We start from the raw sequence: 23,179 nt of genomic DNA, 5'->3' as shown, positions 1-23,179 counted from the left end.
AGAGACGCCTCCCCCCATGAACACTTTCAGCACCGGGAAACGCATCGCCCTGATCGGCGAATGCATGATCGAACTGCAACACCGCGCCGACGGTAGCCTGCAACAGAGCTTCGGCGGCGACACCTTGAACACCGCGGTGTACCTGGCCCGTGAATTGGGCGAGGGCGCCCATGTCGACTATGTCACCGCCTTGGGTGACGACAGTTTCAGCGATGCGATGTGCCAGAGCTGGGCCGAGGAAGGCATCGGCCTGGGCATGGTCCAGCGCCTGCCGGGGCGTTTGCCCGGGTTGTACTGTATCCAGACCGACGCCAAGGGCGAGCGGCGCTTTCTTTACTGGCGCAACGAAGCGGCGGTGCGCGACTGTTTCACCACCCCCGCGGCCGAGCCGATCCTCGCGGCGTTGCCGACCTACGCGGTGCTGTATTTCAGCGGCATCACCCTGGCGGTGCTCGGCGAGTTGGGGCGCAAGAAGCTGATCGAGACCTTGGTTGAAGCACGCAAGCGTGGGGCGCAGATCGTCTTCGATAACAACTACCGGCCACGGCTCTGGGCCTCGGTGGAGCAGGCGCAGGCGGCTTATCGCGAGGCGCTGGCCTATGTCGATCTGGCGCTGCTGACGGTGGATGACGAGCAGGCGCTGTTCGGTTATGCCGACAGCCAGGCGGTATTGGCGGCCTACGCGGACACGCCGGAAGTGGTGCTCAAGCGTGGCGCCGAAGCGTGCCTGATCCGCTGTGACGGTGAGTCGTTCGAAGTGCCGGCGCAGCGGGTGGAGCAGGTGGTGGACACTACGGCGGCGGGGGATTCGTTCAGTGCGGCGTATCTGGCGTGTCGACTAAAGGGCGGTAATCCGCAGCAGGCGGCGCAGGCCGGGCATCGCTTGGCGAGCCGGGTGATCCAGGTGCCGGGGGCGTTGATCCCAAGAGCCTGACGCCAGCCTGTAGCCGCTGCCGAGCCTGCGAGGCTGCGATCGGCACCGCAGGGGCCGCAAAACCTGGCAGCGCGGTCTACCTGAAAGATTGGGGATACCGCCCTTGCGCCGGCTGCGCCGTCGATCGCAGCCTCGCAGGCTCGGCAGCGGCTACAGGGGCGTGGTCGAAGCGTGGTGAGCGACGCGGTCAATCGCGGTAGAACACCTGCACCAGGTGATAGCCGAACTTGCTCTTGATCGGCCCGTGCACGGTGCGCAGGGGCTTTTTGAAGATCACTTGGTCGATGGCCCCGACCATCTGCCCCGGACGCACTTCACCCAGGTCGCCGCCGCGTTTGCCGGAGGGGCAAGTGGAGTATTTCTTCGCCAGCACGTCGAAGGCTTCGCCCTTGGCGATGCGTTGCTTGAGCTGTTCGGCCTCTTCGGCGGTTTTCACCAGGATGTGGCGGGCTTGGGCTTTCATGGGGCAATTACCTTGGAACGGTGCGGACGGCGGGGGCGGATTATGCCTGAAATCAGCCCTGCCGGCCGATCATCTGACGAATCTTCTGGGCCAGCGCCTCGATGGAAAACGGCTTGGCGATCAGGTCCATGCCGGCGTCGAGAAAGCCCTGGCGCTCGGCGGCTGTTTCCGCGTAACCGGTCATGAACAGCACCTTGAGTTCCGGCCGCCGCTGGCGGGCGATCTCCGCCAGTTGCCGGCCGTTCATGCCCGGCAGGCCGACGTCGGTCACCAGCAGGTCGACGCGCCGCTCGGACTCCAGCAACGGCAAGGCGCTCTTGGCGTCCTCGGCCTCGAAGGCGCTGTAGCCCAGTTCGCTCAGTACGTTGAGCACCAGCATACGCACCGCCGGGTCGTCCTCCACCAGCATCACCGATTCGCCGGCCACCGCGTACGGCGCTTCGACGCTGGCCGGTGCGGGGCTGGCGGGTTGGGCGACGCTGTACAGGCGCGGCAGGTACAGGCGCACGCAGGTGCCCTGGCCCGGTTCGCTGCTGATGGTCAGGTGGCCGCCGGATTGCTGGGCGAAGCCGTAGATCATCGACAGCCCCAGGCCCGTGCCCTGGCCGATGGGCTTGGTGGTGAAGAACGGGTCGAAGGCCTTGGCCAGTACTCGCGGGGTCATGCCGGCGCCGTTGTCGCTGACGCCGAGCATCACGTAGTCGCCGGCCTTGACCGGTTCCAGGGTGCCCAGGTCGCTGCCGTTGAGGTAGCTGTTGGCGGTCTCGATGGTCAGCACGCCGCCGTCGGGCATGGCGTCGCGGGCGTTGATCACCAGGTTGAGGAGGGCGTTTTCCAGCTGGCTGGCGTCGCTGTTGATCGACCAGACGTTGGCGCCCAGGTTCATCTTCAGCTCGATATGCTCGCCCTTGGTGTGGTTGAACAGGTCCTGCAGCGAACGCACCAGCTGGTTCGGTTCCAGTGGCCGGCGGTCCAGCGACTGGCGTCGGGAGAATGCCAGCAGGCGGTGGGTGAGGGCGGCCGCGCGCTTGGCCGAGGACATCGCCGCTTCGGTGAAGCGGCCGATTTCCGCGCTGCGGTCGGCGTCGATATAGCGCTGCATCAGCTCCAGGCTGCCGATGATGCCGGTGAGCATGTTGTTGAAGTCGTGGGCGATGCCGCCGGTGAGCTGGCCCACGGCTTCCATCTTCTGCGCATGGCGCAGGGCGTTTTCGGCGCGCTCGCGTTCGAACATCTCGCTCTGCAGGCGCTGGTTGGCGGCGGCCAGCGCCTGGGTGCGCTCGGCCACCCGTTCTTCCAGGGTTTCGTTGAGGTTGCGCAGGGCTTCCTCGGTCTGTTTGCGCTCGGTTTCGTCGATCACGAAGATGTAGAAACCATTGATCGCGCCGTCGGCGCCGTAGCGCGGCAGGTACTTCATCAGCGCGTGCCGCGCGCGCCCGTCGCGGTGCGGCGAGTTGGCTTCGAAGCTGCAGGGTTTGCCGGCCAGGGCGGCGGCGATCTTGTCGGCGCGGGTGGCGTAGATCTCGTCCCCCACCACTTCGCGGATGGTCCGCCCGTACAGCTCCTGCGGGGTCAGGCCGTACCAGTCGAGGTAGGCGCTGTTGTTCAGGCGAAAGCGCTCTTCGTGGTCGACGTAGCCGATCAGCACCGGCATGGCGTTGATGATCAGTTGCAACTCGGTCTGGCTCTGGCGCAGCGCCTGTTCCATCTGCTTGCGGTCGGTCAGGTCCAGGACGGCGCCGAGGAAGCGCACCGGCCGGCCGTGGTGATCCTTGTAGCAGCGCCCGCGGGCGAAGACCCAGCGGATCTGCCCGTCGGGCTGTTGCAGGCGGTATTCCTCGGCGTATTCGGTGCCGTGGGTGATGCAGTGCTTGATGCTGCGCGCCACCATGCCGCGGTCTTCCGGGTGCACGCCCTTGAGGTAGTCGCTGATGGGCAGTTGCCCGGCCTGGGCCGGGTCGATGCTGTGCAGTTGGGCGAAGTGGGCGTCGGCGATAAAGCGGTCGTCGCCGATGTCCCAGTCCCAGGTGCCGACGGCGTCGGTCGCTGCCAGTGCCAGTTGCAGGCGCTCTTCGGTTTCGTGCTGGGCCTTGAGGCTGGCTGCCGAACGCTGCTCCAGTTCCAGGGCGATGCGCCGGCGCTCGTTGGTTTCGATGCTGGTGACCAGGATCCCGGCGACTTCGCCGCTTTCGTCGCGGATCGGGCTGTAGGTCAGGTCCAGCCAGACGTCCGACTCGCGGCCGTGGCGCAGCAGGGTGAAGGGTTTTTCGCTGAAGGTGCGCACCTGGCCTTGCAGCACGGCTTGGTAGATCGGCGCGGTGAAGTCCTGGAGTTCCGGCCAGGTCAGGTGGGTCGACTGGCCGAAGGCGCCAGGGTGCTTGTTGCCGGCCAGCAGGGCGAAACCGTCGTTGTAGATCTGTGTCAGCTGCGCGCCCCACAACAACAGCATCGGCATCGGCGAGTGAATCACGATGTCCACCGCGGTGCGCAGGCTCTGCGGCCAGTGGTCGACCGCGCCCAGCGGCGTGGCGGCCCAGTCCAGCCGGGCAATCAGGGTTTCGGCTTCGCTGCCGGAGGGGGAGGCGTTCATGTCGGGGGTGTCCTGAGCGTGCATCACGTCGGCATTGTAGCCGCTGCCGCAGGCCGCGATCGACGGCGTAGCCGGCGCGAGGGCGGTTTCCCCGATCCGGCAGGTGGATCGGGTCGCCCGGTTTGGCGGCCCCTGCGGTGCCGGGCGCAGCCTGCGGCAGCGGCTACAACTGGCACCGCGCCCAGCCCTTGTAGCCGCTGCCGAGCCTGCGAGGCTGCGTAAAGGCCCACAGGGCCTTCAGCGGTCCTGAGATCGCGCCCCTGCGGGTCGTTCGCAGCCTGCGGCAGCGGCTACAGGGGCAGCCGTCAGTCCTGTAGCTCAGGGCGATCGCGAAACTGCTCCAGCGCCTCGGGGTTGGCCAGGGCGTCGGTGTTTTTCACCGGCAGGCCGTGCACCACGTTGCGCACCGCCAGTTCGACGATCTTGCCGCTGATGGTCCGCGGGATGTCGCTGACCGCGAGGATCTTCGCCGGCACGTGCCTTGGCGTGGTGTTGGCGCGGATCACCTGGCGGATCTGCTCCTGCAGGGCGTCGTCCAATTGCACGCCGTCCTGCAGGCGCACGAACAGCACCACCCGCACGTCGTTGTCCCATTGCTGACCGATGGCCAGGCTTTCCAGGACCTGTTCGAGTTTCTCCACCTGGCGGTAGATCTCCGCGGTGCCGATGCGCACGCCGCCGGGGTTGAGCACGGCGTCCGAGCGGCCGTGAATCAGCCAGCTGCCATGGGCCAGTTGCTCGGCGTAGTCGCCCTGGGCCCAGACCCCGGGGAACTGGCTGAAGTAGGAGGCGCGCAGCTTCTCGTGCCGCGGGTCATGCCACAGGCCGATTGGCATGGCTGGGAAATGCCGGGTGCAGACCAGTTCGCCCTTTTCGCCGATCACTGCCTGGCCCTGGTCGTTCCACACCTCGACGGCCATGCCCAGGCCCTTGCCCTGCATTTCGCCGCGGTGCACCGGCAACAGCGGGTTGCCGATGATGAAGCAGGAAATGATGTCGGTGCCGCCGGACATCGAGGCCAGGCACAGGTCCTGTTTGAACGCGCGATACACGTAGTCGAAGCTTTGCGGCGACAGCGGCGAGCCGGTGCTGAGCAGGGTCTTGAGGCTGGCCAGGGAATGGCTCTGGCGCGGCTCGATGCCGGCCTTTTCCAGGGCCACCAGGTACTTGGGGCTGGTGCCGAAGACACTGATGCCTTCCTGGTCGATCAGGTCGATCAAGTGTTCGGGCGCCGGGTGGAACGGCGAGCCGTCGTACAGCAGTACCGTGGCGCCCACCGCCAGGGCGGAGACCAGCCAGTTCCACATCATCCAGCCGCAGGTGGTGTAGTAGAACAGCACCTCGCCGGCGTGCAGGTCGGTGTGCAGGCCGTGCTCCTTGAGGTGCTGCAACAGCACGCCGCCGGTGCTGTGGATGATGCACTTGGGCACGCCGGTGGTGCCGCTGGAATAGAGGATGTACAGCGGGTGGGCAAAGGGCACGGCGACGAACGCTGGCTCGCCGCCGGGGCGGTAGAAGTCGTCCCACAGCGCGACGTTGGCCGAGGTGCGGAAGTCTTCGGCGCGAGCTTCGGGCCGCGCGTACGGCACAATGATCAGCTGTTGCAGGGACGGCAGGCGTTCGAGGATCTCGTTGACCTTGGCCGTCTGGTCGATCTGTTTGCCGGCGTAGCGGTAGCCGGCGCAGGTGATCAGCACCTTGGGTTCGATCTGGCCGAAACGGTCGATCACCCCCTGGGTGCCGAAATCCGGCGAGGAGCTGGACCAGACGGCCCCGAGGCTGGCGGTGGCGAGCATGCCCACCAGGGTCTGCCAGGTGTTGGGCAGGCAGGCCGCGACCCGGTCGCCAAGGCCGACGCCGGCGGCCCGCAGGCTCTGTTGCAGGCCGGCGACATGGGCCGCCAGCTGGTTGTAGGTCAGCTGTTCGCGCTGGCCGTTCTCGTTGATCGCGATTACCGCGACACCGTCGTCACGCCGCTTGAGCAGATGCTCGGCGAAGTTCAGGGTGGCGTCGGGGAACCACTGGGCGGCGGGCATGTTGCGGCCTTCGATCAGCACCGCGCTGGGGGACGCATGGAACTCGACGTCGAAGAAGTCGACGATGGCCTGCCAGAAGTCCTCGCGCCGCTCGATGCTCCATTGGTGCAGGGCGGGGTAGCCGTCGAGGTCCAGGTCGTGACGATGATTGATCAAGCGCCGGAAGGCTTCCATGCGGGTCTTGCTGATGCGCTCGGCACTGGGTTGCCAGAGTAATTCGGACATGGGTGGCCTCTTGTTTTTCTGCTGCACACACAAAGCGGGTCCAACTCTACCTGTAGCCGCTGCCGAAGGCTGCGATCGACCGGAACGGTCGTGGCGGTCTCAAGGTCGCGGAGGTCCTTCGGACCTATCGCAGCCTGCGGCAGCGGCTACAGCGGTTTACTGCGCCAGCCAGCCGCCGTCGATATTCCACGCCGCGCCACGCACCTGGCTGCCGGCCTCACTGCACAAGAATAGGACCAACTCGCCCAGCTGCGAAGGCGTGACGAACTCCAGGGACGGCTGTTTTTCCGCCAGCAGGTCGTGTTGCGCCTGTTGCGGATCGACCCCCGCGGCGATGCGGTCGTCGATCTGCTTTTGCACCAGCGGGGTCAGGACCCAGCCCGGGCAGATGGCGTTGCAGGTGACGTTGCTGGTGGCGGTCTCCAGGCCGACCACCTTGGTCAGGCCGATCACCCCGTGCTTGGCCGCCACATAGGCGGCCTTGCCCACCGAGCCGACCTGGCCATGCACCGAGGCGATGTTGACGATCCGCCCCCAGCCCTTGGCGCGCATGCCGGGCAGGCTCAGGCGGGTGCTGTGGAACACCGACGACAGGTTGATGGCGATGATCGAGTCCCAGCGCTCCACCGGGAATTCCTCTACTGCCGCCACATGCTGGATGCCGGCGTTGTTGACCAGGATGTCGACGCCGCCGAACTCGCGCTCGGCGTAGGCCAGCATGTCGGCGATCTGCGCCGGGTCGCTGACGTCGGCCGGGTGATGGCCGACCTTGCCGCCGCTGTCTTTATTGAGGCGCGCGACCTCGGCGAGCACCGTCGAGGCATCGCCGAAGCCGTTGAGGATCAGGTTGGCGCCGGCCTTGGCCAGGCTCAGGGCGATCCCTAAGCCAATGCCGCTGGTGGAGCCGGTGACGAGGGCGGTCTTGCCCGCAAGATTGCTCATGAATACCTCACACAATGCCGGTGGCGTAGAAAGTGGCGATCACGACGAAGACGGCCAGGGTCTTGATCAGCGTAATGCAGAAAATGTCCTTGTAGGCTTGGCGGTGGGTCAGCCCGGTGACCGCCAGCAGGGTGATCACCGCGCCGTTGTGCGGCAGGGTGTCCATGCCGCCGCTGGCCATGGCGGCCACGCGGTGCAGCACTTCCAGCGGGATGTTGGCGGCGTGGGCGGCGCTGATGAAAGTCTCCGACATGGCCGCCAGGGCGATGCTCATGCCGCCCGAGGCGGAGCCGGTGATGCCGGCCAGCAGGGTCACGGTGATGGCCTCGTTGACCAGCGGGTTGGGGATGCTTTTCAGCCAGTCCGACAGCACCAGGAAACCCGGCAAGGAGGCGATCACCGCGCCGAAACCGTATTCCGAAGCGGTGTTCATCGCCGCCAGCAGGGCGCCGCTGACCGCGCTCTTGCTGCCCTCGGCCAGCCTGCCGCGAATGGCCGAGAAGCCGAACACCAGGACCATGATGATGCCCACCAGCAGGGCGGCCTGGACCGCCCAGATGGCGGTGAGCTTGGCGACGTCGGTCTGCACCGGGGCGGCCATGCCGGCCAGGGCCAGGCTGTGGGTCTTGCCGTACCACTGGGGAATCCAGTGGGTGAACAGCAGGTTCATCAGGCCCACCAGCAGCAGCGGCGACAGGGCGATCCAGGGGTTGGGCAACTGGATGTCGGCGGCGGTTTCCGGCTCGTTGCGCAGGTCGCTGCCGTAGCCTTCACCGGCGTTGTGCGCCTTGTTGCGCTGGCGCTGGAGAAACAGCATGCCGGCGCAGAACACGAAGACGGTGCCGATCACCCCCAGCCAGGGCGCGGCCCAGGCGGTGGTGTTGAAGAAGGTGCTGGGGATGATGTTCTGGATCTGCGGGGTGCCGGGCAGGGCGTCCATGGTGAAGGAGAACGCGCCGAGGGCGATGGTCGCCGGGATCAGGCGCTTGGGGATATTGCTCTGGCGGAACATCTCCGCGGCGAACGGGTAGACCGCGAACACCACCACGAACAGCGACACGCCGCCGTAGGTCAGCAGGGCGCAGACCAGCACGATCACCAGCATCGCCTGGCGGGTGCCGAGCAGGCGGATGGCCGCCGCGACAATGGAGCGGGAGAAGCCCGACAGCTCGATCAGCTTGCCGAACACCGCGCCGAGCAGGAACACCGGGAAGTAGAGTTTGATAAAGCCGACCATCTTCTCCATGAACACGCCGGTGAAGGCGGGCGCCACGGCGGACGGGTCGGTGAACAGGACGGCGCCGAGGGCGGCGATGGGGGCAAAGAGGATAACGCTGTAGCCACGGTAAGCAGCCAACATCAGCAGCGCGAGGGCTGCTAGGGCAATGATCACACTCATGGTGTGTCTCTCCAGGATTGTTATTTTTGTAGGGTGTTGCGGGTGTGGGAGGGGCTATAGCGAGTTTTGTGCCATATGTTTAAGTGCTTGATAAATAAAGATATTTTTATGATTCTGGAGAGTGAAAACAGAGCTTTGTCTCTACTTTGAGACTTTTGGTGATTGAAAGGGCGTCATCGCGAGCAAGCTCACTCCTACAGGGACGGTGTGAACCCCCGTAGGAGTGAGCTTGCTCGCGATGAGCGCGAAGCGCTCAAGGCTGTCTCTACATGGAGATTGATATCTCTTTATTGAGACTCTTCGATCCCCAGCGCCGCCATCTTCTTGTACAGGGTCGAGCGCCCCAGCCCCAGGCGCGCCGCGGCCTCTACCACCTTGCCGCCACAGTGCGCCAGGGCCGACTCGATCACCTGGCGGTCGAAACGCTCGCGCGCGGCGGCGAAGGTTTCGTCGGGCTGCACTTCGGCGGCCTGGGGGCTTGCCGCGCGCGGCACCGGGCTGAAGGTACCGATGGCCGCGCGCAGGTCGTCGGCGTTGAGCATCAGGTCGTCGCTGAGCAGGGCGGCGCGTTCCAGCACGTTGCGCAGCTCGCGGATATTGCCCGGCCAGGCGTGCTGGCCGAGCAGGGCCAGGGCATCGGGGGTCAGTTCGTGCTGGCTGCGCAGTTCTTCGAGGATGGCTTCGCTGAGGGCTGGCAGGTCGTCCAGGCGCTCGCGCAGCGGCGGCACCTGGATCGGCAGCACATTGAGGCGGTAATACAGGTCGGCGCGAAATTCGCCGCGCTTGATCGCCGCTTCCAGGTCGGTGGAGGTGGCAGCGATCACCCGCACGTCGCTCTGGATCACCTCGTTGGAGCCCACCGGCTCGAACTCTTTCTCTTGCAGCACCCGCAGCAGCTTGCTTTGCAGGGGTAGGGGCATGTCGCCGATCTCGTCGAGGAACAGCGTACCGCCCTGGGCGATCTGCAGCTTGCCGGCGCGGCCCTTGCGGTCGGCGCCGGTGAAGGCGCCGGGGGCGGTGCCGAAGAACTCGGCCTCCAGCAAGGCCTCGGGAATCGCCGCGCTGTTGATGCTGACGAAGGCCTTGTGCGCCCGTGGCGACGCGGCGTGGATGGCCTGGGCCAGCAGCTCCTTGCCGGTGCCGGTCTCGCCTTGCAGCAGCACCGGCGAGTCGGCGCTGGCGCTGCGCCGCGCCCGGCGTTTGACTTCCAGGCTGGCGGCGCTGGTGCCAATGAAGTGGGCGAAGTTGTATTTGGCCTGCCGCGCCCGCAGCAGCGAGCGCGTGGAAGCAAGCTCTTCCTGCATGCTCAGGTAGCGCTTGAGCATCGGCGACAGGCTGCGCAGCTCGTCGAACAGGGCAAAGCCGATGGCGCCGATCACCGCCCCGGCGTCGTCGTGGATCGGCAGGCGCATCACCACCAGCGGGTCCTTGGGGGTGTCCTGCATGTCCAGCAGGATCGGCCGCCCGGTGCGCACCACTTCGCGCAACAGGCTGCCGGGGATCACGCTTTCGCAGGCCTTGCCGATGGCGAACGCCGCCGACTCCAGGCCGAAGCGCCGGGCGTAGCGCTCGTTCATCCAGACGATATTGGCGTCGCGGTCGACGATCACCGTGCCCTCGCTGGATTGCTCGATGATCTCGAACAGCGAACGGATCGCCAGTTGGCGGACCCGCTGGTAATCCTTGAGGCTTTCGGTGTCGTTCATGGGGGAGGTCCTGAAGGGAGCGCGGCGCCGATTATGCCGGGAATCTTCACGGCGACGCGACCATCAGGGTTGCCGCTATCCCTGTAGCCGCTGCCGCAGGCTGCGAAAGGTCCGAAGGACCTCCGGCGGCCTCCAGACCCTGCGCCCGCTTCGCGGTCGATCGCAGGCTTCGCCAGCGGCTACAGAGTGGTGCGTCTGTAGGAGTGAGGCTTGCCCGCGATGGGGTCGGCGCGGTGGGCCTGCAATACCGCGGTGCTTGCATCGCGAGCAAGCTCGCTCCTACAGGGGAATGAGGGTTCAGGCGGGGTGGGCGGCGGCCAGCAGTTCCTGGGTGTAGGGGTGTTGCGGCGCGTCGAACACTTCGTGGCTGGGGCCGCGTTCGACCACCTTGCCGTCCTTGATCACGATCATGTCGTGGGCCAGGGCACGGACCACCGCCAGGTCGTGGCTGATAAACAGGTAGGTCAGGCCATGCCGCTCCTGGAGCTGACGCAACAGCGCCACCACCTGTTTCTGCACGGTGCGGTCGAGGGCCGAGGTCGGTTCGTCCAGCAAAATCAGCGCCGGCTTGAGCACCAGGGCCCGGGCAATGGCGATGCGCTGGCGCTGGCCGCCGGAAAACTCGTGGGGGTAGCGATGGCGGCTGGCCGGGTCCAGGCCAACTTCTTCCAGCACCTGGATCACCTGCTGCTCGCACTGCTGGGCGGTGGACTGGCTGTGCACTTCCAGGCCTTCGCTGATGATCTGCGCCACCGACATCCGCGGGCTGAGGCTGCCGAACGGGTCCTGGAACACCACCTGCATCTGCTTGCGCCACGGCCGCAGCTGCTTCTGGTTGAGGCCGTCGAGGGCCTCGCCCTGGAAGCGGATGCTGCCTTCGGAGTCCAGCAGGCGCAGGATCGCCTGGCCGAGGGTCGACTTGCCGGAGCCGGACTCGCCGACGATGCCCAGGGTCTTGCCCCGTTGCAGGCTCAGGCTGATGCCATCCACCGCCCGCAGGTATTGCTTGCGGCGGAACAGCCCGCCGCCGATCTGGAACTGCACGTTGAGGTCGTCCACTTGCAACACCACTTCGCGCTCGTCCCGGGGCAGGGCTTCGCCTTCCGGCTCTGCATTGAGCAGCACGCGGCTGTAGGGGTGCTGGGGCGCGGTGAACAGGGTTTCGCACGGCGCCTGCTCGACAATCTGCCCGGCCTTCATCACACAGACGCGCTGGGCGATGCTGCGCACCAGGTTGAGGTCGTGGCTGATCAGCAGCAGTGACATGCCCAGGCGTTGTTGCAGGGATTTGAGCAGCAACAGGATCTTGCGCTGCACCGTCACGTCGAGGGCGGTGGTGGGTTCGTCGGCGATCAGCAGTTCCGGCTCGCAGGCCAGGGCCATGGCGATCATCACCCGCTGGCGCTGGCCGCCGGAGAGCTGGTGTGGGTAGGCCTTGAGCCGTTCCTCGGGTTTCTGGATGCCCACCAGGCGCAGCAGCTCGAGGATCCGCGCCTGGGCCGCCTTGCCGCCCAGGCCCTTGTGCAGCAGCAGGGTTTCGCCGATCTGCTTTTCGATGCTGTGCAGGGGGTTCAGCGAGGTCATCGGCTCCTGGAAGATCATGGCAATGCGGTCGCCGCGCAGCTTCTGCAAGGTCCGCGCATCGGCACCGAGCAATTCCTGGCCGCGGTAGCGGATGCTGCCGCTGCTCTGGGTGTCGCAGTCGGGCAGCAGTTGCAGGATCGAATGGGCGGTCACCGACTTGCCCGACCCCGACTCGCCGACCAGGGCCAGGCACTCGCCGGGGCGGATATCCAGGCACAGGTCGCGCACCACTTTCTGACCGTTGAAGGCCACATTGAGGTCGCGGATTTCGATCAGGTTGTCAGTCATTTAACAGTCCGCTTGATTCAGGAGCGTGGGTCAAAGGCATCGCGCAGCGCCTCGCCGATAAACACCAGCAGCGAGAGGATCAGCGCCAGGGTGAAAAACGCCGTCAGGCCCAGCCAGGGTGCTTGCAGGTTTTGCTTGCCCTGGCCGATCAGTTCGCCCAGGGAGGCGCTGCCGGCCGGCATGCCGAAGCCGAGGAAGTCCAGGGCGGTGAGGGTGGAAATCGCCCCGGTGAGAATGAACGGCAGGTAGCTCAGGGTGGCGTTCATCGCATTGGGCAGGATGTGCCGCACGATCACCTTGCGGTCGTTGAGGCCCAGGGCGCGGGCGGCCTTGACGTATTCCAGGTTGCGTCCGCGCAGGAACTCGGCGCGCACCACGTCCACCAGGGCCAGCCAGGAGAACAGCGCCATGATCCCCAGCAGCCACCAGAAGTTCGGCTCGACGAAACCGGAAAGGATGATCAGTAGGTACAGCACCGGCAGCCCCGACCAGACTTCCAGCAGGCGCTGGCCCAGCAGGTCGACCCAGCCGCCGTAATAACCCTGCAGGGCGCCGGCGGCGATGCCGATCAGGGCGCTGATAAAGGTCAGGGCCAGGGCGAACAGGATCGACACCCGGGCGCCGTAGATCACCCGGGCCAGCACATCGCGGGCCTGGTCGTCGGTGCCCAGCCAGTTGACCGCGGTCGGCGGGCTCGGCGCCGGGCGGCTGAGGTCGTAGTTGGGCGTGTCTTCGCTGAACGGGATCGGCGGGAACAGCAGCCAGCCGCCGTCCTGGCGGATCAGCTGCTGCACGTAGTCGCTGCGGTAGTCGGCCTGGAACGGCAGCTGCCCGCCGAACTCCTGCTCGGTGTAGCGCTTGAACACCGGGAAATACAGCGAGCCCTGGTAGCTGACCACCAGCGGTTTGTCGTTGGCGATCAGCTCACCGCCGAGGGTGAGGATGAACAGGCCGATAAACAGCCACAGCGACCACCAGCCACGGCGGTTTTTCTTGAAGCGCTCGAAGCGCCGGCGCGCCAGCGGGGAGAGCTTGAGCATCAGGCGTTCCTCGCGGCGAAGTCGATACGCGGATCGACCAGGGTGTAGCAGAGGTCGCCGATGAGTTTTATCAGCAGGCCGAACAGGGTGAAGATGAACAGCGAGCCGAACACCACCGGATAGTCCCGCGACACCGCGGCCTCGTAGCTCATGCGGCCGAGGCCGTCGAGGGAGAAGATCACCTCGATCAGCAGGGAGCCGGCGAAGAACACGCTGATAAAGGCCTGGGGAATACCCGAGACCACCAGCAGCATGGCGTTGCGGAACACATGGCCGTAGAGCACCCGGCGTTCGCTCAGGCCCTTGGCCCGGGCGGTGACCACGTACTGGCGGGTGATCTCGTTGAGGAACGAGTTCTTGGTGAGGATGGTCAGGGTGGCGAAACCGCCGATCACCAGGGAGGTCACCGGCAGCACCAGGTGCCAGAAGTAGTCGGCGATCTTGCCCAGGGTGCTCAGTTGCTCGAAGTTCTCCGAGACCAGCCCGCGCACCGGGAACCAGTTCAGCGAGGTGCCGCCGGCAAAGACCACGATCAGGAACATGGCGAACAGGAAGGCCGGCATGGCGTAGCCGATGATGATCGCCGTGCTGCTCCAGATATCGAAATGGCTGCCGTGGTGCACCGCCTTGCGGATCCCCAGGGGGATCGACACCAGGTAGGTGATCAGCGTGGCCCAGAGCCCGAGGGAAATGGTCACCGGCATTTTCTGCAGGATCAGCTCGGTGACCGTGGCGCCGCGGAAGAAGCTCTTGCCGAAGTCCAGCTGCGCGTAGCTCTTGAGCATCAGCCACAGGCGTTCGTGGGCCGGCTTGTCGAATCCGTACTGCTTCTCGATGTCCTTGATCAGCTGCGGGTCGAGGCCACGGCTGGCCCGCGAGTTGCCGCTGATGCCATCGCTCGAACCGCCGAGGTTGCCGCCACCGCCTATGCCTTGCAGGCGGGCGATGGCCTGTTCCACCGGACCGCCGGGGGCGGCCTGGACGATGGCGAAGTTGACCAGCAGGATGATCAGCAGGGTCGGGATGATCAGCAGCAGGCGCCGCAGGATATACGCCAGCATCAGTGCGGCCCTCCGGGCTTGCCGCGCTGGACGCGCTCGGCCGCCATTTGCTCGTTGGTCAGGGGCGTGCGGCTCATTTCCCACCAGCTTTCGATGGCTTCGTCATTGCTGGCGGGAATGGCCGGCATGCCGAAGCGGTTCCACCACACGGTGGAGGTGCCCGGCGGGTAGTAGTTGGGGATCCAGTAGTAATTCCATTGCAGCACCCGGTCCAGGGCGTGGGCGTAACTCAGCATCTGCGGTTGGCTGGTGGCCTTGACCAGGCCGCTGATCAGGCTGTCCACCGCCGGGTTCTTCAGCACCATCAGGTTGCTGGAGCCGGGGTCGTTGGCCGCCGCCGAGCCGAAGTAGTTGTACAGCTCCAGCCCCGGCGAGGTGGTCACCGGGTAGCCGGTGACGATCATGTCGTAGTCGCGGGCCATCAGCCGGTTGACGTACTGCGAGGCGTCGATGCGGCGGATCTCCAGGGTGATGCCGATCTGCGCCAGGTTGCGCTTGTAGGGCAACAACAGGCGTTCGATGCCGTTCTGGCTGTTGAGGAAGGTGAAGCGCAGCGGCTCGCCGTCGGCGTTGACCAGCTGGTCGCCGTCGGGTTTCCAGCCGGCCGCTTCGAGCAGGGCCAGGGCTTGCAGCTGTTTATCGCGGATCAGGCCGCTGCCGTCGGTTTTCGGTGCCTCGAAGACCTGGGTGAAGACTTCGTCGGGAACCTGGCCGCGCAGCGGTTCGAGGATCTTCAGTTCTTCGGCATCCGGCAGCGCCCGCGCGGCCAGGGCGCTGTTGGAGAAGAAGCTCTGCTGGCGGATGTACAGGTCGCGCATCATCTGCCGGTTGCTCCACTCGAAGTCCCAGAGCATGGCCAGGGCCTGGCGCACGCGGCGATCCTGGAACATCGGCTTTTGTAGGTTGAACACGAAGCCCTGGGCCGGTTGCGGCGCCTCCTTGGCCAGGTGGGCCTTTTGCAGGCGGCCGTCGCTCAGGGCCGGGCTGTCGTAACCGATGGAGAAGCCGGTGGCGGAGAACTCGCGGTTGTAGTCGTAGGCGCCGCCGCGCAGCACCTGGCGGGCGACGTCGGTGTCGCCGAAGTACTCGATGCTGAAGCGGTCGAAGTTGTACAGGCCGCGGCTGACCGGCAGGTCCTTGCCCCACCAGTCGGCATCGCGGGTGAAGGTGATGCTGTTGCCGTTATCGACCTTGCTCACCTTGTACGGGCCGCTGCCCAGGGGCGCTTCGTAGCCACCGCCGCCGGCGAAGTCGCGACTCTTCCACCAGTGCTCGGGCAGTACCGGCAGGGTCGCGATATCCAGGGGCAGGGTACGGTTTTCATTGCTCTTGAAGTCGAAGCGGATCACCCGCGGCGACTCGACTTCGACGTCCTTGACGTCGGCGAACTGGGTGCGATAACGCAGGCTGCCCTGGGTCATCAGCAGGTTGTAGGTGTAGCGCACGTCTTCGGCGGTGATTGGCTGGCCGTCGGCGAAGCGCGCCTTGGGGTTGAGGTAGAAGCGCAGCCACAGGCCGTCGTCGGCGCGCTCCATCTTTTGTGCCACCAGGCCATACACGGTGTAGGGCTCATCCAGCGAACGCTGGGCCAGGGGCGAGTAGATATAGCCGTCGAGTTGCGAGACACCGATGCCTTTGTCGATGTAGGGCAGCACATGGTCGAAGCGGCCGATCTCGATGGCCGAGCGGCGCATGCTCCCGCCCTTGGGCGCCTGGGGGTTGGTATAGGCGAAGTGGCTGAAGCCGGCGGGGTACTTGGCCGGTTCGCCATAGACGGTCAAGGCGTGTTGCGGTGCGGCGTCGGCACTCGCGGTGCCCAGCAGCAGGGCCAGGGCGGTGAAGATCAGGGAGGGGAAAAGCAGTCGCATTGTCAGCCTTAAGAGCCGGGTGATCGATGATCACGATTTGTACGCTACCGGCGCGCTACTGACCAGCGCGGGCCGTAGCCCAAACACAACGGCCCACCAAAGGGCGGGCCGTCGTTCACGCAAATCGCGACAGGATCAGTCCTGGCGGCTGGTCACTTCCAGCAGGTGATAACCGAATTGGGTTTTCACCGGGCCTTGCACGACGTTGACCGGGGCGCTGAACACCACGGTGTCGAATTCCTTGACCATCTGGCCTGGGCCGAACGAGCCGAGGTTGCCGCCGTCACGGCTGGATGGGCAAGTGGAGTTCTTCTTGGCGACTTCGGCGAAGTCGGCGCCGGCTTCGATTTCGGCTTTCAGTTCGTTGCACTTGGCTTCGCTGGCAACGAGGATGTGACGGGCAGTGGCTTTGGCCATGGGGAGTTGCTCCTTTCAAGAAAGTGGTGAGCCTACCGGATTGTGTAGCCTATTTCTCGTCAAAGTTCCGTCAAAGCGTTGCAGCAAAGGATGGCCGGCAGCTCCACCTGTAGCCGCTGCCGAGCCCTGGCGAGGCAGCGATCGACCGCCCGGCGGTCGCCTGGCCGGACGAGCGCGCAGCCCAGGCATGCCGCATCCTCAGGTTTACGGGGCTGCGCCCCGATCGCAGCCTGCGGCAGCGGCTACAGGCCCAGCTCTTGCCCGCGATAGAGGCGATGCGAAAGGTCAGTTACACCTCGTTATCGTTCATCGCGGGCAAGCCTCGTTCCTACGGTGCAGGTTCAGGCGGAGGCCGGAATGGCTTGCCGGCTGTTGCGCAGTTGCCGGGCGGCATTACGCAGCAGCTGCTCGGTGGCGTCCCAGCCCAGGCAACCGTCCGTCACCGAAACCCCGTAGCGCAGCGTCGGGCTCAGGGGTTGGCAACCCTCGAACAGATGGCTCTCCAGCATCACCCCGACCAGGGACGAATCGCCCTGCAGGCGCTGCTCCAGGACCTCGCCGAACACCGCCGGTTGGCGCAACGGGTCCTTGCCGCTGTTGGCATGGCTGCAATCGACCATGATCCGCGCCGGGATCTTCAGCTTCTGCAGGTCGTGCTGGACCTGGGCCACGCTCTGGCGATCGTAATTCGGGCCGCGATGGCCGCCACGCAGCACCAGGTGAGTGTCGGGATTGCCCGGGGTCTGGATCACCGCCGGATGGCCCTGGCTGTCGACGCCGAAGTGGCGGTGCGGGTGCGCTGCCGAGCGCATGGCGTCGCAGGCGATGCCGACGCCGCCGTCCGTGCCGTTCTTGAAGCCCACGGGCATGCCCAGGCCGCTGGCCATTTCCCGGTGGATCTGCGATTCGGTGGTGCGCGCGCCAATGGCGACCCAGCTCAGCAGGTCGTCGAAGTAGCCCGCGGCCATGGGTTGCAGCAGCTCGGTGGCGATCGGCAGGCCCAGGCGGAGGATTTCGCGCATCAGTTCGCGGGACAGGGTCAGGCCGCCGGCCATGTCGTCGCTGCCATCCAGGCGCGGGTCGTAGGCCAGGCCTTTCCAGCCGACGGTGGTGCGCGGTTTTTCGACGTAGGCGCGCATCACCAGCAGCAGGTCGTCGCTGACTTCGGCGGCCAGGCTGGCCAGGTTGCTGGCGTATTCCAGGGCGGACTGGGGATCGTGGATCGAGCAGGGGCCGACGACGACCAGCAAACGGGAGTCTTCACCGTTGAGGATGGCGCGCACCGCCTGGCGATGGGCGGCGACTTGCTGGCCGAGGGCCGGGCTGAGCGGCAGTTGCTGCTTGAGCTCCAGCGAGCTGGGCAGTCGCTGGCTCAGGGTTTCGTTGGCGCAGTTGCGGGTGGACAGCGGCAGAGCGGAGACGGACGAGTTCATGTTCAAGGCTTCCTGGGCAGGCGGCGGGTGGTGTCCCGCACGCGGCCCTACTGGGGTGTTCGACAATTGGCCGGATTGGCTGTGCAGGTGTGTTTGCCACCAGTAGGTGACCGATCGGAGGCGGCAGGCTGTCCCGAACGGAGGCTGCTAAATCGCCAGGTGGTGCAAGTGTCGTAACGGTAATAGGTGGCGTAGTTCATGGTTTCAATCCTCGGTAAGTTCGGTGTGTCGCTGAAAGTCGTGGTTAAAAATCGTTGGCCCAGAAAAACAAAACCCCCGGTCGGGAGGCCGACCGGGGGTGAGATTTTCTCTGGTAGGCGACCCGTTCAAGTGGGCGCCGTTTGGGTATCAGGCGCGCCAGTGGCTAAACCAATACCCAAAATAAAAGCTCGCCGGAGCGCAGGCGTTTTTCACCCAGGCAGCCGCACCGACGCGCGAGGCGCTGGCAGTGTGACGATGCATGGAAAGGGTGAGGGACGACATGCTGTTTCTCCGTGAAGTGGGCCGAGCTTACTAGAGGCCGGGGTGGCGGTTCAATCAGAAATTCCTATTACATAACCAGTAAGTGCCTATGAGTTAAGCGCTTTGAAGTTTTATGACACACTCGCCTCGCCCTCATTTGTGCTCATTCAGGACGAATCATGACTTCCCTGACCCTTGCCGCCGCCCAATCGATTTCCGTCGCCGGAGACCTGCCGGGCAATATCGCCCGGCACCAGGCCTTTATCCGCGCCGCGGCGGAGCAGGGTGTGCAATTGCTGGTGTTTCCCGAGTTGTCCCTGACCGGCTACGAGCCCACGCTGGCGGCCGAGCTGGCGGTCTTGCCCCAGAGCCCGTTGTTGCAACCGTTACGCGATCTGGCCCGGGAGCTGGGGGTGACGGCGGTGGTGGGCATGCCCATTCGCCTGTCGGCCGAGGGCCCGCTGTTGATCGGCGCCCTGGTGCTGGCGGCCGATGGGTCGTTGGCGGTCTATAGCAAGCAGCATCTGCATGCCGGCGAGGAGTTGGTGTTCAGCCCAGGCGCGGGTGGCGCGAACCTGAGCTTCGCCGAGGACCGGGTGGCCCTGGCGGTGTGCGCCGATTTCTCCCAGGCCAGCCACGCGCGTGCGGCGGCGCAGTCCGGTGCCGGTATTTATGCCGCCGGCGTGCTGATCAGCGAAAACGGCTACGCCGCGGACAGTGCCTTGTTGCAGGGCTATGCCGCGGAGCATGCAATGCTGGTGCTGATGGCCAACCACGGCGGACCGACCGGCGGCTGGGTGTCGGCGGGCCGCAGCGCGATCTGGGGGCCGGATGGCGGGTTGATCGTAGTCGCGGCGGGCACTGGCGATGAGTTGCTGATCGCCCGGCGCGACGCCGGTCGCTGGAGTGGTCAACAAGTGACGGTCGAAGCGTCTTGAACGGTTTCCAACTGCGTCCGGCCAACACCCCGGAGGATCTGCTGTTCGCCCGCGACCTGACCCGCAGCACCATGCTGGGCTACTACATCCGTCACGACCTATTGTGGCTGGACGAAGCCTTCGATGTGGCCTGGGCCGGGCGGGAGAACCTGCTGATCTGCCAGGGCGCCGAGGTGCTGGGGTTCGTCAGCCTGAGTCGCGATTCCAGGGCCTTGTATATTCGCGAGCTGCATGTGCTCAAGGCGTTTCGCGGGCAAGGTGCCGGGGCCTGGGCCATCGAACAGGTGCGGGCGATGGCGCGCGGCGAACGGCGCGGGCTGCTGCGGCTGACAGTGTTCAAGGACAACCCGGCGCAGGCGCTCTATGGGCGCATGGGGCTGAAGGTGGTCGGGGAAGACGAGTGCTTTCTACGGATGGAGCGAAGCAGCGCCGCGGATGCGTAGCCGCTGGTTTCTGTGCGGGGCGGCGGTCGTCCCGAGCAGTGTGGCGACAGTCGAGGATCAGGCGGGCGCCTGATCGGGACCCTCCGGCTCGGCAAGGATGATGCCGTCTTTCATGCCCAGCAATACGGCCACCTTGTGCGCCTCTCCGCGTCGTCCTTTCTTGCGGCCGGCCAATACCTGGTAGGTGGTGGCTGGGTCGACCCCGTGTTCACGGGCGAACTGTTGAACCGATTTACCTTGATGTTCAAGCCAGGCCTTGGCTTGTGCGGCAGTGCGGATACCGGGCATAGTTCAAAACCGTTCAAATTTGTTCAATGCTTGAAGGGTGTAACACCCCTAGGGGTGCATAAAAAAGGATCATACATCCAAATGAGTGGAATCGGTTCGCGGTTAAGACAGGAAAGGGAACGCCTGGGGTTGTCGCAGAAAAAATTTGGTGAAGTTGGCGGCGTGGAAGCCAATGCCCAAGGCAGATATGAAAATGGAGACCGTGTGCCCAAGGCGGATTACTTGTCCCGGGTGGCGGCAAAAGGGGTCGATGTCCTTTATATAGTGACTGGCAGGCGGACCCCGACCAGGGCCGATAACCTCAGCCAGAGCGAAGAGAAAATCCTCGTCAGTTATCGGGCTTTGTACAAGGAAGATCAGGACGCGATCCGGCACCTGACCCATACCCTTGCCGAGCTTTCGGTTTCCAGCCTCATGAAAAGAAAGGCGGACGCCCGAGAGCCTTAGGGCAGGGCGTTCGCAGCGCATCAACCATCCACCGGATACCCCTGGTGAACAAGTGCTTTTTATATGGTGTTTGTCATTAGGTCAGCACGCTGCTTTTTTGCTAAGGTGTCCGGCAACCTATAAGACCAAATCGCGAGGTGTCTGCTTGATTAGGGTGCTAGTAGTCGATGACCATGATCTCGTTCGTACAGGTATTACACGAATGCTGGCTGACATCGATGGCCTGCAAGTGGTCGGTCAGGCCGAGTCAGGGGAGGAATCCCTGATCAAGGCCCGGGAATTGAAACCCGATGTGGTCCTCATGGACGTCAAGATGCCCGGGATCGGCGGTCTTGAAGCCACGCGCAAGTTGTTGCGCAGTCACCCGGATATCAAAGTCGTGGCCGTCACCGTGTGTGAAGAAGATCCGTTCCCGACTCGCTTGCTGCAAGCCGGCGCGGCGGGTTATCTGACCAAGGGCGCGGGTCTCAACGAAATGGTGCAGGCCATCCGCCTGGTGTTTGCCGGCCAGCGTTACATCAGCCCGCAAATTGCCCAGCAATTGGTGTTCAAGTCATTCCAGCCGTCCAGTGATTCACCGTTCGACGCCTTGTCGGAGCGCGAGATCCAGATTGCGCTGATGATTGTCGGCTGCCAGAAAGTGCAGATCATCTCCGACAAGCTGTGCCTGTCTCCGAAAACCGTGAATACCTACCGTTACCGTATCTTCGAGAAGCTCTCGATCAGCAGTGATGTCGAACTGACGTTGCTGGCGGTTCGCCACGGCATGGTCGATGCCAGCGCCTGACAATGACCGACCCGTTTGATCCCAGTGCTTTTCTTTCCACCTGCAGTGGCCGTCCTGGCGTGTATCGCATGTTCGACGGCGATGCACGTCTGCTTTACGTCGGTAAAGCCAAGAACCTGAAGAGCCGCCTGGCCAGCTACTTTCGCAAAACCGGCCTGGCGCCGAAGACTGCTGCCCTGGTGGGGCGCATCGCACAGATCGAAACCACCATCACCGCCAACGAAACCGAAGCCCTGCTGCTGGAGCAGACGCTGATCAAGGAGTGGCGGCCGCCGTACAACATCCTGTTGCGCGACGATAAGTCCTATCCCTATGTGTTTCTGTCGGACGGCGAGTTTCCGCGTTTCAGTATCCATCGTGGGGCGAAGAAGCAGAAGGGCAAGTACTTCGGCCCGTACCCCAGCGCCGGGGCGATTCGCGAGAGCCTGAGCCTGTTGCAAAAGACCTTCATGGTCCGCCAGTGCGAGGACAGCTACTACAAGAACCGCACCCGGCCGTGCCTGCAATATCAGATCAAGCGCTGCAAGGCGCCGTGCGTCGGCCTGGTGGAGGCCGAGGTGTACGCCGAGGATGTGCGCCACTCGGTGATGTTCCTCGAAGGCCGCAGCAATGCCCTGACCGACGAACTGTCGGCCGGCATGGAGCAGGCGGCCAGCACCCTGGACTTCGAGAAGGCCGCCGAGCTGCGCGACCAGATTTCCCTGCTGCGGCGGGTGCAGGACCAGCAGAGCATGGAAGGCGGCAGCGGCGACGTCGATGTGGTGGCGGCTTTCGTCAACCCGGGCGGTGCCTGCGTGCACCTGATCAGCGTGCGTGGTGGCCGGGTGCTGGGCAGCAAGAACTTCTTTCCCCAGGTGGGTATCGAGGAAGAGGTGGCCGAGGTCATGTCGGCATTCCTTGGCCAGTACTTTCTCAGCAGCCCGGAGCGCGACCTGCCCAGCGAGCTGATCGTCAACGTGGTCCATGAAGATTTCCCGACCCTGATCACCGCGATCCAGGCCTTGCGCGGTCGCGAGCTGAGCATCAGCCACCGGGTGCGTGGCACGCGGGCGCGCTGGCAGCAACTGGCGGTGACCAACGCCGAGCAGGCCCTGAGCGCGCGGCTGGCCAATCGGCAGCATGTGGCCGCACGTTTTGAAGCCCTGGCCGAAGTGCTGAACCTGGACGAGCCGCCGCAACGCCTGGAGTGTTACGACATCAGTCACTCCAGCGGCGAGGCGACCGTGGCGTCCTGCGTGGTATTTGGCCCGGAAGGTCCGCTGAAGTCCGATTACCGGCGCTACAACATCGAAGGCGTCACCGCCGGCGACGACTATGCGGCGATGCACCAGGCCCTGACCCGGCGCTTCAGCAAACTCAAGGACGGCGAGGGCAAACTGCCGGACATCCTGTTGGTGGACGGCGGCAAGGGCCAGCTATCCATGGCCCGCGACGTGCTCAACGAGCTGGCGGTGCCCGACCTGATCCTGCTGGGGGTGGCCAAGGGCGCGACGCGCAAGGCCGGCTTCGAAACCCTCTACCTCAACGATGCGGCCCATGAGTTCACCCTCAAGGGCGACTCACCGGCGCTGCACCTGATCCAGCAGATCCGCGACGAGGCTCACCGTTTCGCCATCACTGGCCACCGCGCGCGCCGCGGCAAGACCCGCCGCACCTCGACCCTCGAAGGCGTGGCCGGCGTCGGCCCCAAGCGCCGCCGCGACCTGCTGAAACACTTTGGTGGATTGCAGGAACTGTCTCGCGCCAGCATCGAGGAGATCGCCAAGGCGCCGGGGATCAGTAAAAAGCTCGCTGAACTGATTTATGCGAACTTGCATAGCGAGTAGGG

19 protein-coding genes are annotated in these 23,179 nt (G+C 65.0%); 6 read left to right on the top strand and 13 right to left on the bottom strand.

What is annotated here, in order from left to right; genetic code table 11:
* Window positions 1-16: 16 nt before the first annotated feature.
* Window positions 17-934: a sugar kinase gene (locus BMY68_RS22300; protein ID WP_085534335.1), complete on the top strand. Its 918-nt coding sequence runs from the start codon at window positions 17-19 to the stop codon at window positions 932-934.
* 187 nt (window positions 935-1,121) lie between these two features.
* Here BMY68_RS22300 and BMY68_RS22295 read toward each other — a convergent pair whose 3' ends face one another.
* The 12 genes from BMY68_RS22295 to BMY68_RS22240 all read right to left on the bottom strand — a co-directional run bounded on the left by BMY68_RS22295 (window position 1,122) and on the right by BMY68_RS22240 (window position 17,986).
* The gene (locus BMY68_RS22295; protein WP_007932676.1) at window positions 1,122-1,397 is read right to left on the bottom strand and encodes a peptidylprolyl isomerase; all 276 of its coding nucleotides are present in this window, start codon (window positions 1,395-1,397) and stop codon (window positions 1,122-1,124) included.
* Window positions 1,398-1,449: 52 nt separating this feature from the next.
* A complete protein-coding gene (locus BMY68_RS22290; RefSeq protein ID WP_085534337.1) occupies window positions 1,450-3,987 on the bottom strand; it encodes a PAS domain-containing sensor histidine kinase in 2,538 nt (845 codons plus the stop codon).
* Window positions 3,988-4,292: 305 nt separating this feature from the next.
* A complete protein-coding gene (locus BMY68_RS22285) occupies window positions 4,293-6,248 on the bottom strand; it encodes an acetoacetate--CoA ligase (protein ID WP_085534339.1) in 1,956 nt (651 codons plus the stop codon).
* Window positions 6,249-6,404: 156 nt separating this feature from the next.
* A complete protein-coding gene (locus BMY68_RS22280; protein ID WP_007924463.1) occupies window positions 6,405-7,190 on the bottom strand; it encodes a 3-hydroxybutyrate dehydrogenase in 786 nt (261 codons plus the stop codon).
* A 7-nt stretch (window positions 7,191-7,197) separates the two neighbouring features.
* Window positions 7,198-8,589, bottom strand: a complete 1,392-nt coding sequence (locus BMY68_RS22275; protein WP_085534341.1) for a GntP family permease — start codon at window positions 8,587-8,589, stop codon at window positions 7,198-7,200.
* Between the two features lie 287 nt (window positions 8,590-8,876).
* Window positions 8,877-10,295: a sigma-54 interaction domain-containing protein gene (locus tag BMY68_RS22270; protein ID WP_085534343.1), complete on the bottom strand. Its 1,419-nt coding sequence runs from the start codon at window positions 10,293-10,295 to the stop codon at window positions 8,877-8,879.
* A gap of 297 nt (window positions 10,296-10,592) precedes the next feature.
* The gene (locus tag BMY68_RS22265; protein WP_085534345.1) at window positions 10,593-12,167 is read right to left on the bottom strand and encodes an ABC transporter ATP-binding protein; all 1,575 of its coding nucleotides are present in this window, start codon (window positions 12,165-12,167) and stop codon (window positions 10,593-10,595) included.
* Between the two features lie 17 nt (window positions 12,168-12,184).
* Window positions 12,185-13,207, bottom strand: coding sequence for an ABC transporter permease (locus tag BMY68_RS22260; RefSeq protein ID WP_062822787.1), 1,023 nt, complete (start codon window positions 13,205-13,207; stop codon window positions 12,185-12,187).
* Window positions 13,207-14,268 carry a microcin C ABC transporter permease YejB gene (gene yejB / locus BMY68_RS22255; protein WP_085534347.1) on the bottom strand — a complete coding sequence of 354 codons (1,062 nt, stop codon included), beginning with the start codon at window positions 14,266-14,268 and terminating at the stop codon, window positions 13,207-13,209. Before yejB ends, BMY68_RS22260 begins: the two co-directional genes overlap by 1 nt.
* Complete coding sequence (locus BMY68_RS22250; protein ID WP_009044415.1) at window positions 14,268-16,136, bottom strand: extracellular solute-binding protein; 1,869 nt, start codon at window positions 16,134-16,136, stop codon at window positions 14,268-14,270. The genes yejB and BMY68_RS22250 overlap by 1 nt, the downstream gene beginning before the upstream one ends.
* A gap of 135 nt (window positions 16,137-16,271) precedes the next feature.
* Window positions 16,272-16,553, bottom strand: coding sequence for a peptidylprolyl isomerase (locus tag BMY68_RS22245; protein ID WP_007924449.1), 282 nt, complete (start codon window positions 16,551-16,553; stop codon window positions 16,272-16,274).
* Between the two features lie 341 nt (window positions 16,554-16,894).
* Window positions 16,895-17,986, bottom strand: a complete 1,092-nt coding sequence (locus BMY68_RS22240; RefSeq protein WP_085534349.1) for a 3-deoxy-7-phosphoheptulonate synthase — start codon at window positions 17,984-17,986, stop codon at window positions 16,895-16,897.
* Between the two features lie 641 nt (window positions 17,987-18,627).
* On the opposite strand from BMY68_RS22240, the gene BMY68_RS22235 reads away from it, so the two are divergent.
* Both BMY68_RS22235 and BMY68_RS22230 read left to right on the top strand, forming a co-directional pair.
* The gene (locus tag BMY68_RS22235; RefSeq protein WP_085534351.1) at window positions 18,628-19,386 is read left to right on the top strand and encodes a carbon-nitrogen hydrolase family protein; all 759 of its coding nucleotides are present in this window, start codon (window positions 18,628-18,630) and stop codon (window positions 19,384-19,386) included.
* A complete protein-coding gene (locus BMY68_RS22230; protein ID WP_085534353.1) occupies window positions 19,383-19,829 on the top strand; it encodes a GNAT family N-acetyltransferase in 447 nt (148 codons plus the stop codon). The genes BMY68_RS22235 and BMY68_RS22230 overlap by 4 nt, the downstream gene beginning before the upstream one ends.
* 57 nt (window positions 19,830-19,886) lie before the next feature.
* On the opposite strand, the gene BMY68_RS22225 is transcribed toward BMY68_RS22230, so the two are convergent.
* The gene (locus tag BMY68_RS22225) at window positions 19,887-20,117 is read right to left on the bottom strand and encodes a DNA-binding protein (RefSeq protein ID WP_009044411.1); all 231 of its coding nucleotides are present in this window, start codon (window positions 20,115-20,117) and stop codon (window positions 19,887-19,889) included.
* An 81-nt stretch (window positions 20,118-20,198) separates the two neighbouring features.
* On the opposite strand from BMY68_RS22225, the gene BMY68_RS22220 reads away from it, so the two are divergent.
* The 3 genes from BMY68_RS22220 (at window position 20,199) to uvrC (ending at window position 23,177) form a co-directional block, all read left to right on the top strand.
* Window positions 20,199-20,564 carry a helix-turn-helix domain-containing protein gene (locus BMY68_RS22220; RefSeq protein ID WP_009044410.1) on the top strand — a complete coding sequence of 122 codons (366 nt, stop codon included), beginning with the start codon at window positions 20,199-20,201 and terminating at the stop codon, window positions 20,562-20,564.
* A gap of 145 nt (window positions 20,565-20,709) precedes the next feature.
* Entirely contained in the window at window positions 20,710-21,351 is a 642-nt protein-coding gene (gene uvrY, locus BMY68_RS22215) for a response regulator transcription factor GacA (protein ID WP_009044409.1), read from the top strand.
* Window positions 21,352-21,353: 2 nt separating this feature from the next.
* The gene (gene uvrC / locus BMY68_RS22210; RefSeq protein ID WP_009044408.1) at window positions 21,354-23,177 is read left to right on the top strand and encodes an excinuclease ABC subunit UvrC; all 1,824 of its coding nucleotides are present in this window, start codon (window positions 21,354-21,356) and stop codon (window positions 23,175-23,177) included.
* The last annotated feature ends 2 nt before the right edge of the window (window positions 23,178-23,179 follow it).

Source organism: Pseudomonas sp. NFACC41-3 (assembly GCF_900109505.1).
Lineage (GTDB): Bacteria > Pseudomonadota > Gammaproteobacteria > Pseudomonadales > Pseudomonadaceae > Aquipseudomonas > Aquipseudomonas chlororaphis.
Note: the sequence above shows the minus strand (reverse complement) of the source record. Positions and strands in the feature narration are given on the sequence as shown.

Coding starts and splice junctions, on each gene's coding strand:
- BMY68_RS22300 (WP_085534335.1), top strand. CDS start 17: ATGAACACTTTCAGCACCGGGAAACGCATCGCCCTGATCGGCGAATGC.
- BMY68_RS22295 (WP_007932676.1), bottom strand. CDS start 1,397: ATGAAAGCCCAAGCCCGCCACATCCTGGTGAAAACCGCCGAAGAGGCC.
- BMY68_RS22290 (WP_085534337.1), bottom strand. CDS start 3,987: ATGAACGCCTCCCCCTCCGGCAGCGAAGCCGAAACCCTGATTGCCCGG.
- BMY68_RS22285 (WP_085534339.1), bottom strand. CDS start 6,248: ATGTCCGAATTACTCTGGCAACCCAGTGCCGAGCGCATCAGCAAGACC.
- BMY68_RS22280 (WP_007924463.1), bottom strand. CDS start 7,190: ATGAGCAATCTTGCGGGCAAGACCGCCCTCGTCACCGGCTCCACCAGC.
- BMY68_RS22275 (WP_085534341.1), bottom strand. CDS start 8,589: ATGAGTGTGATCATTGCCCTAGCAGCCCTCGCGCTGCTGATGTTGGCT.
- BMY68_RS22270 (WP_085534343.1), bottom strand. CDS start 10,295: ATGAACGACACCGAAAGCCTCAAGGATTACCAGCGGGTCCGCCAACTG.
- BMY68_RS22265 (WP_085534345.1), bottom strand. CDS start 12,167: ATGACTGACAACCTGATCGAAATCCGCGACCTCAATGTGGCCTTCAAC.
- BMY68_RS22260 (WP_062822787.1), bottom strand. CDS start 13,207: ATGCTCAAGCTCTCCCCGCTGGCGCGCCGGCGCTTCGAGCGCTTCAAG.
- yejB (WP_085534347.1), bottom strand. CDS start 14,268: ATGCTGGCGTATATCCTGCGGCGCCTGCTGCTGATCATCCCGACCCTG.
- BMY68_RS22250 (WP_009044415.1), bottom strand. CDS start 16,136: ATGCGACTGCTTTTCCCCTCCCTGATCTTCACCGCCCTGGCCCTGCTG.
- BMY68_RS22245 (WP_007924449.1), bottom strand. CDS start 16,553: ATGGCCAAAGCCACTGCCCGTCACATCCTCGTTGCCAGCGAAGCCAAG.
- BMY68_RS22240 (WP_085534349.1), bottom strand. CDS start 17,986: ATGAACTCGTCCGTCTCCGCTCTGCCGCTGTCCACCCGCAACTGCGCC.
- BMY68_RS22235 (WP_085534351.1), top strand. CDS start 18,628: ATGACTTCCCTGACCCTTGCCGCCGCCCAATCGATTTCCGTCGCCGGA.
- BMY68_RS22225 (WP_009044411.1), bottom strand. CDS start 20,117: ATGCCCGGTATCCGCACTGCCGCACAAGCCAAGGCCTGGCTTGAACAT.
- BMY68_RS22220 (WP_009044410.1), top strand. CDS start 20,199: ATGAGTGGAATCGGTTCGCGGTTAAGACAGGAAAGGGAACGCCTGGGG.
- uvrC (WP_009044408.1), top strand. CDS start 21,354: ATGACCGACCCGTTTGATCCCAGTGCTTTTCTTTCCACCTGCAGTGGC.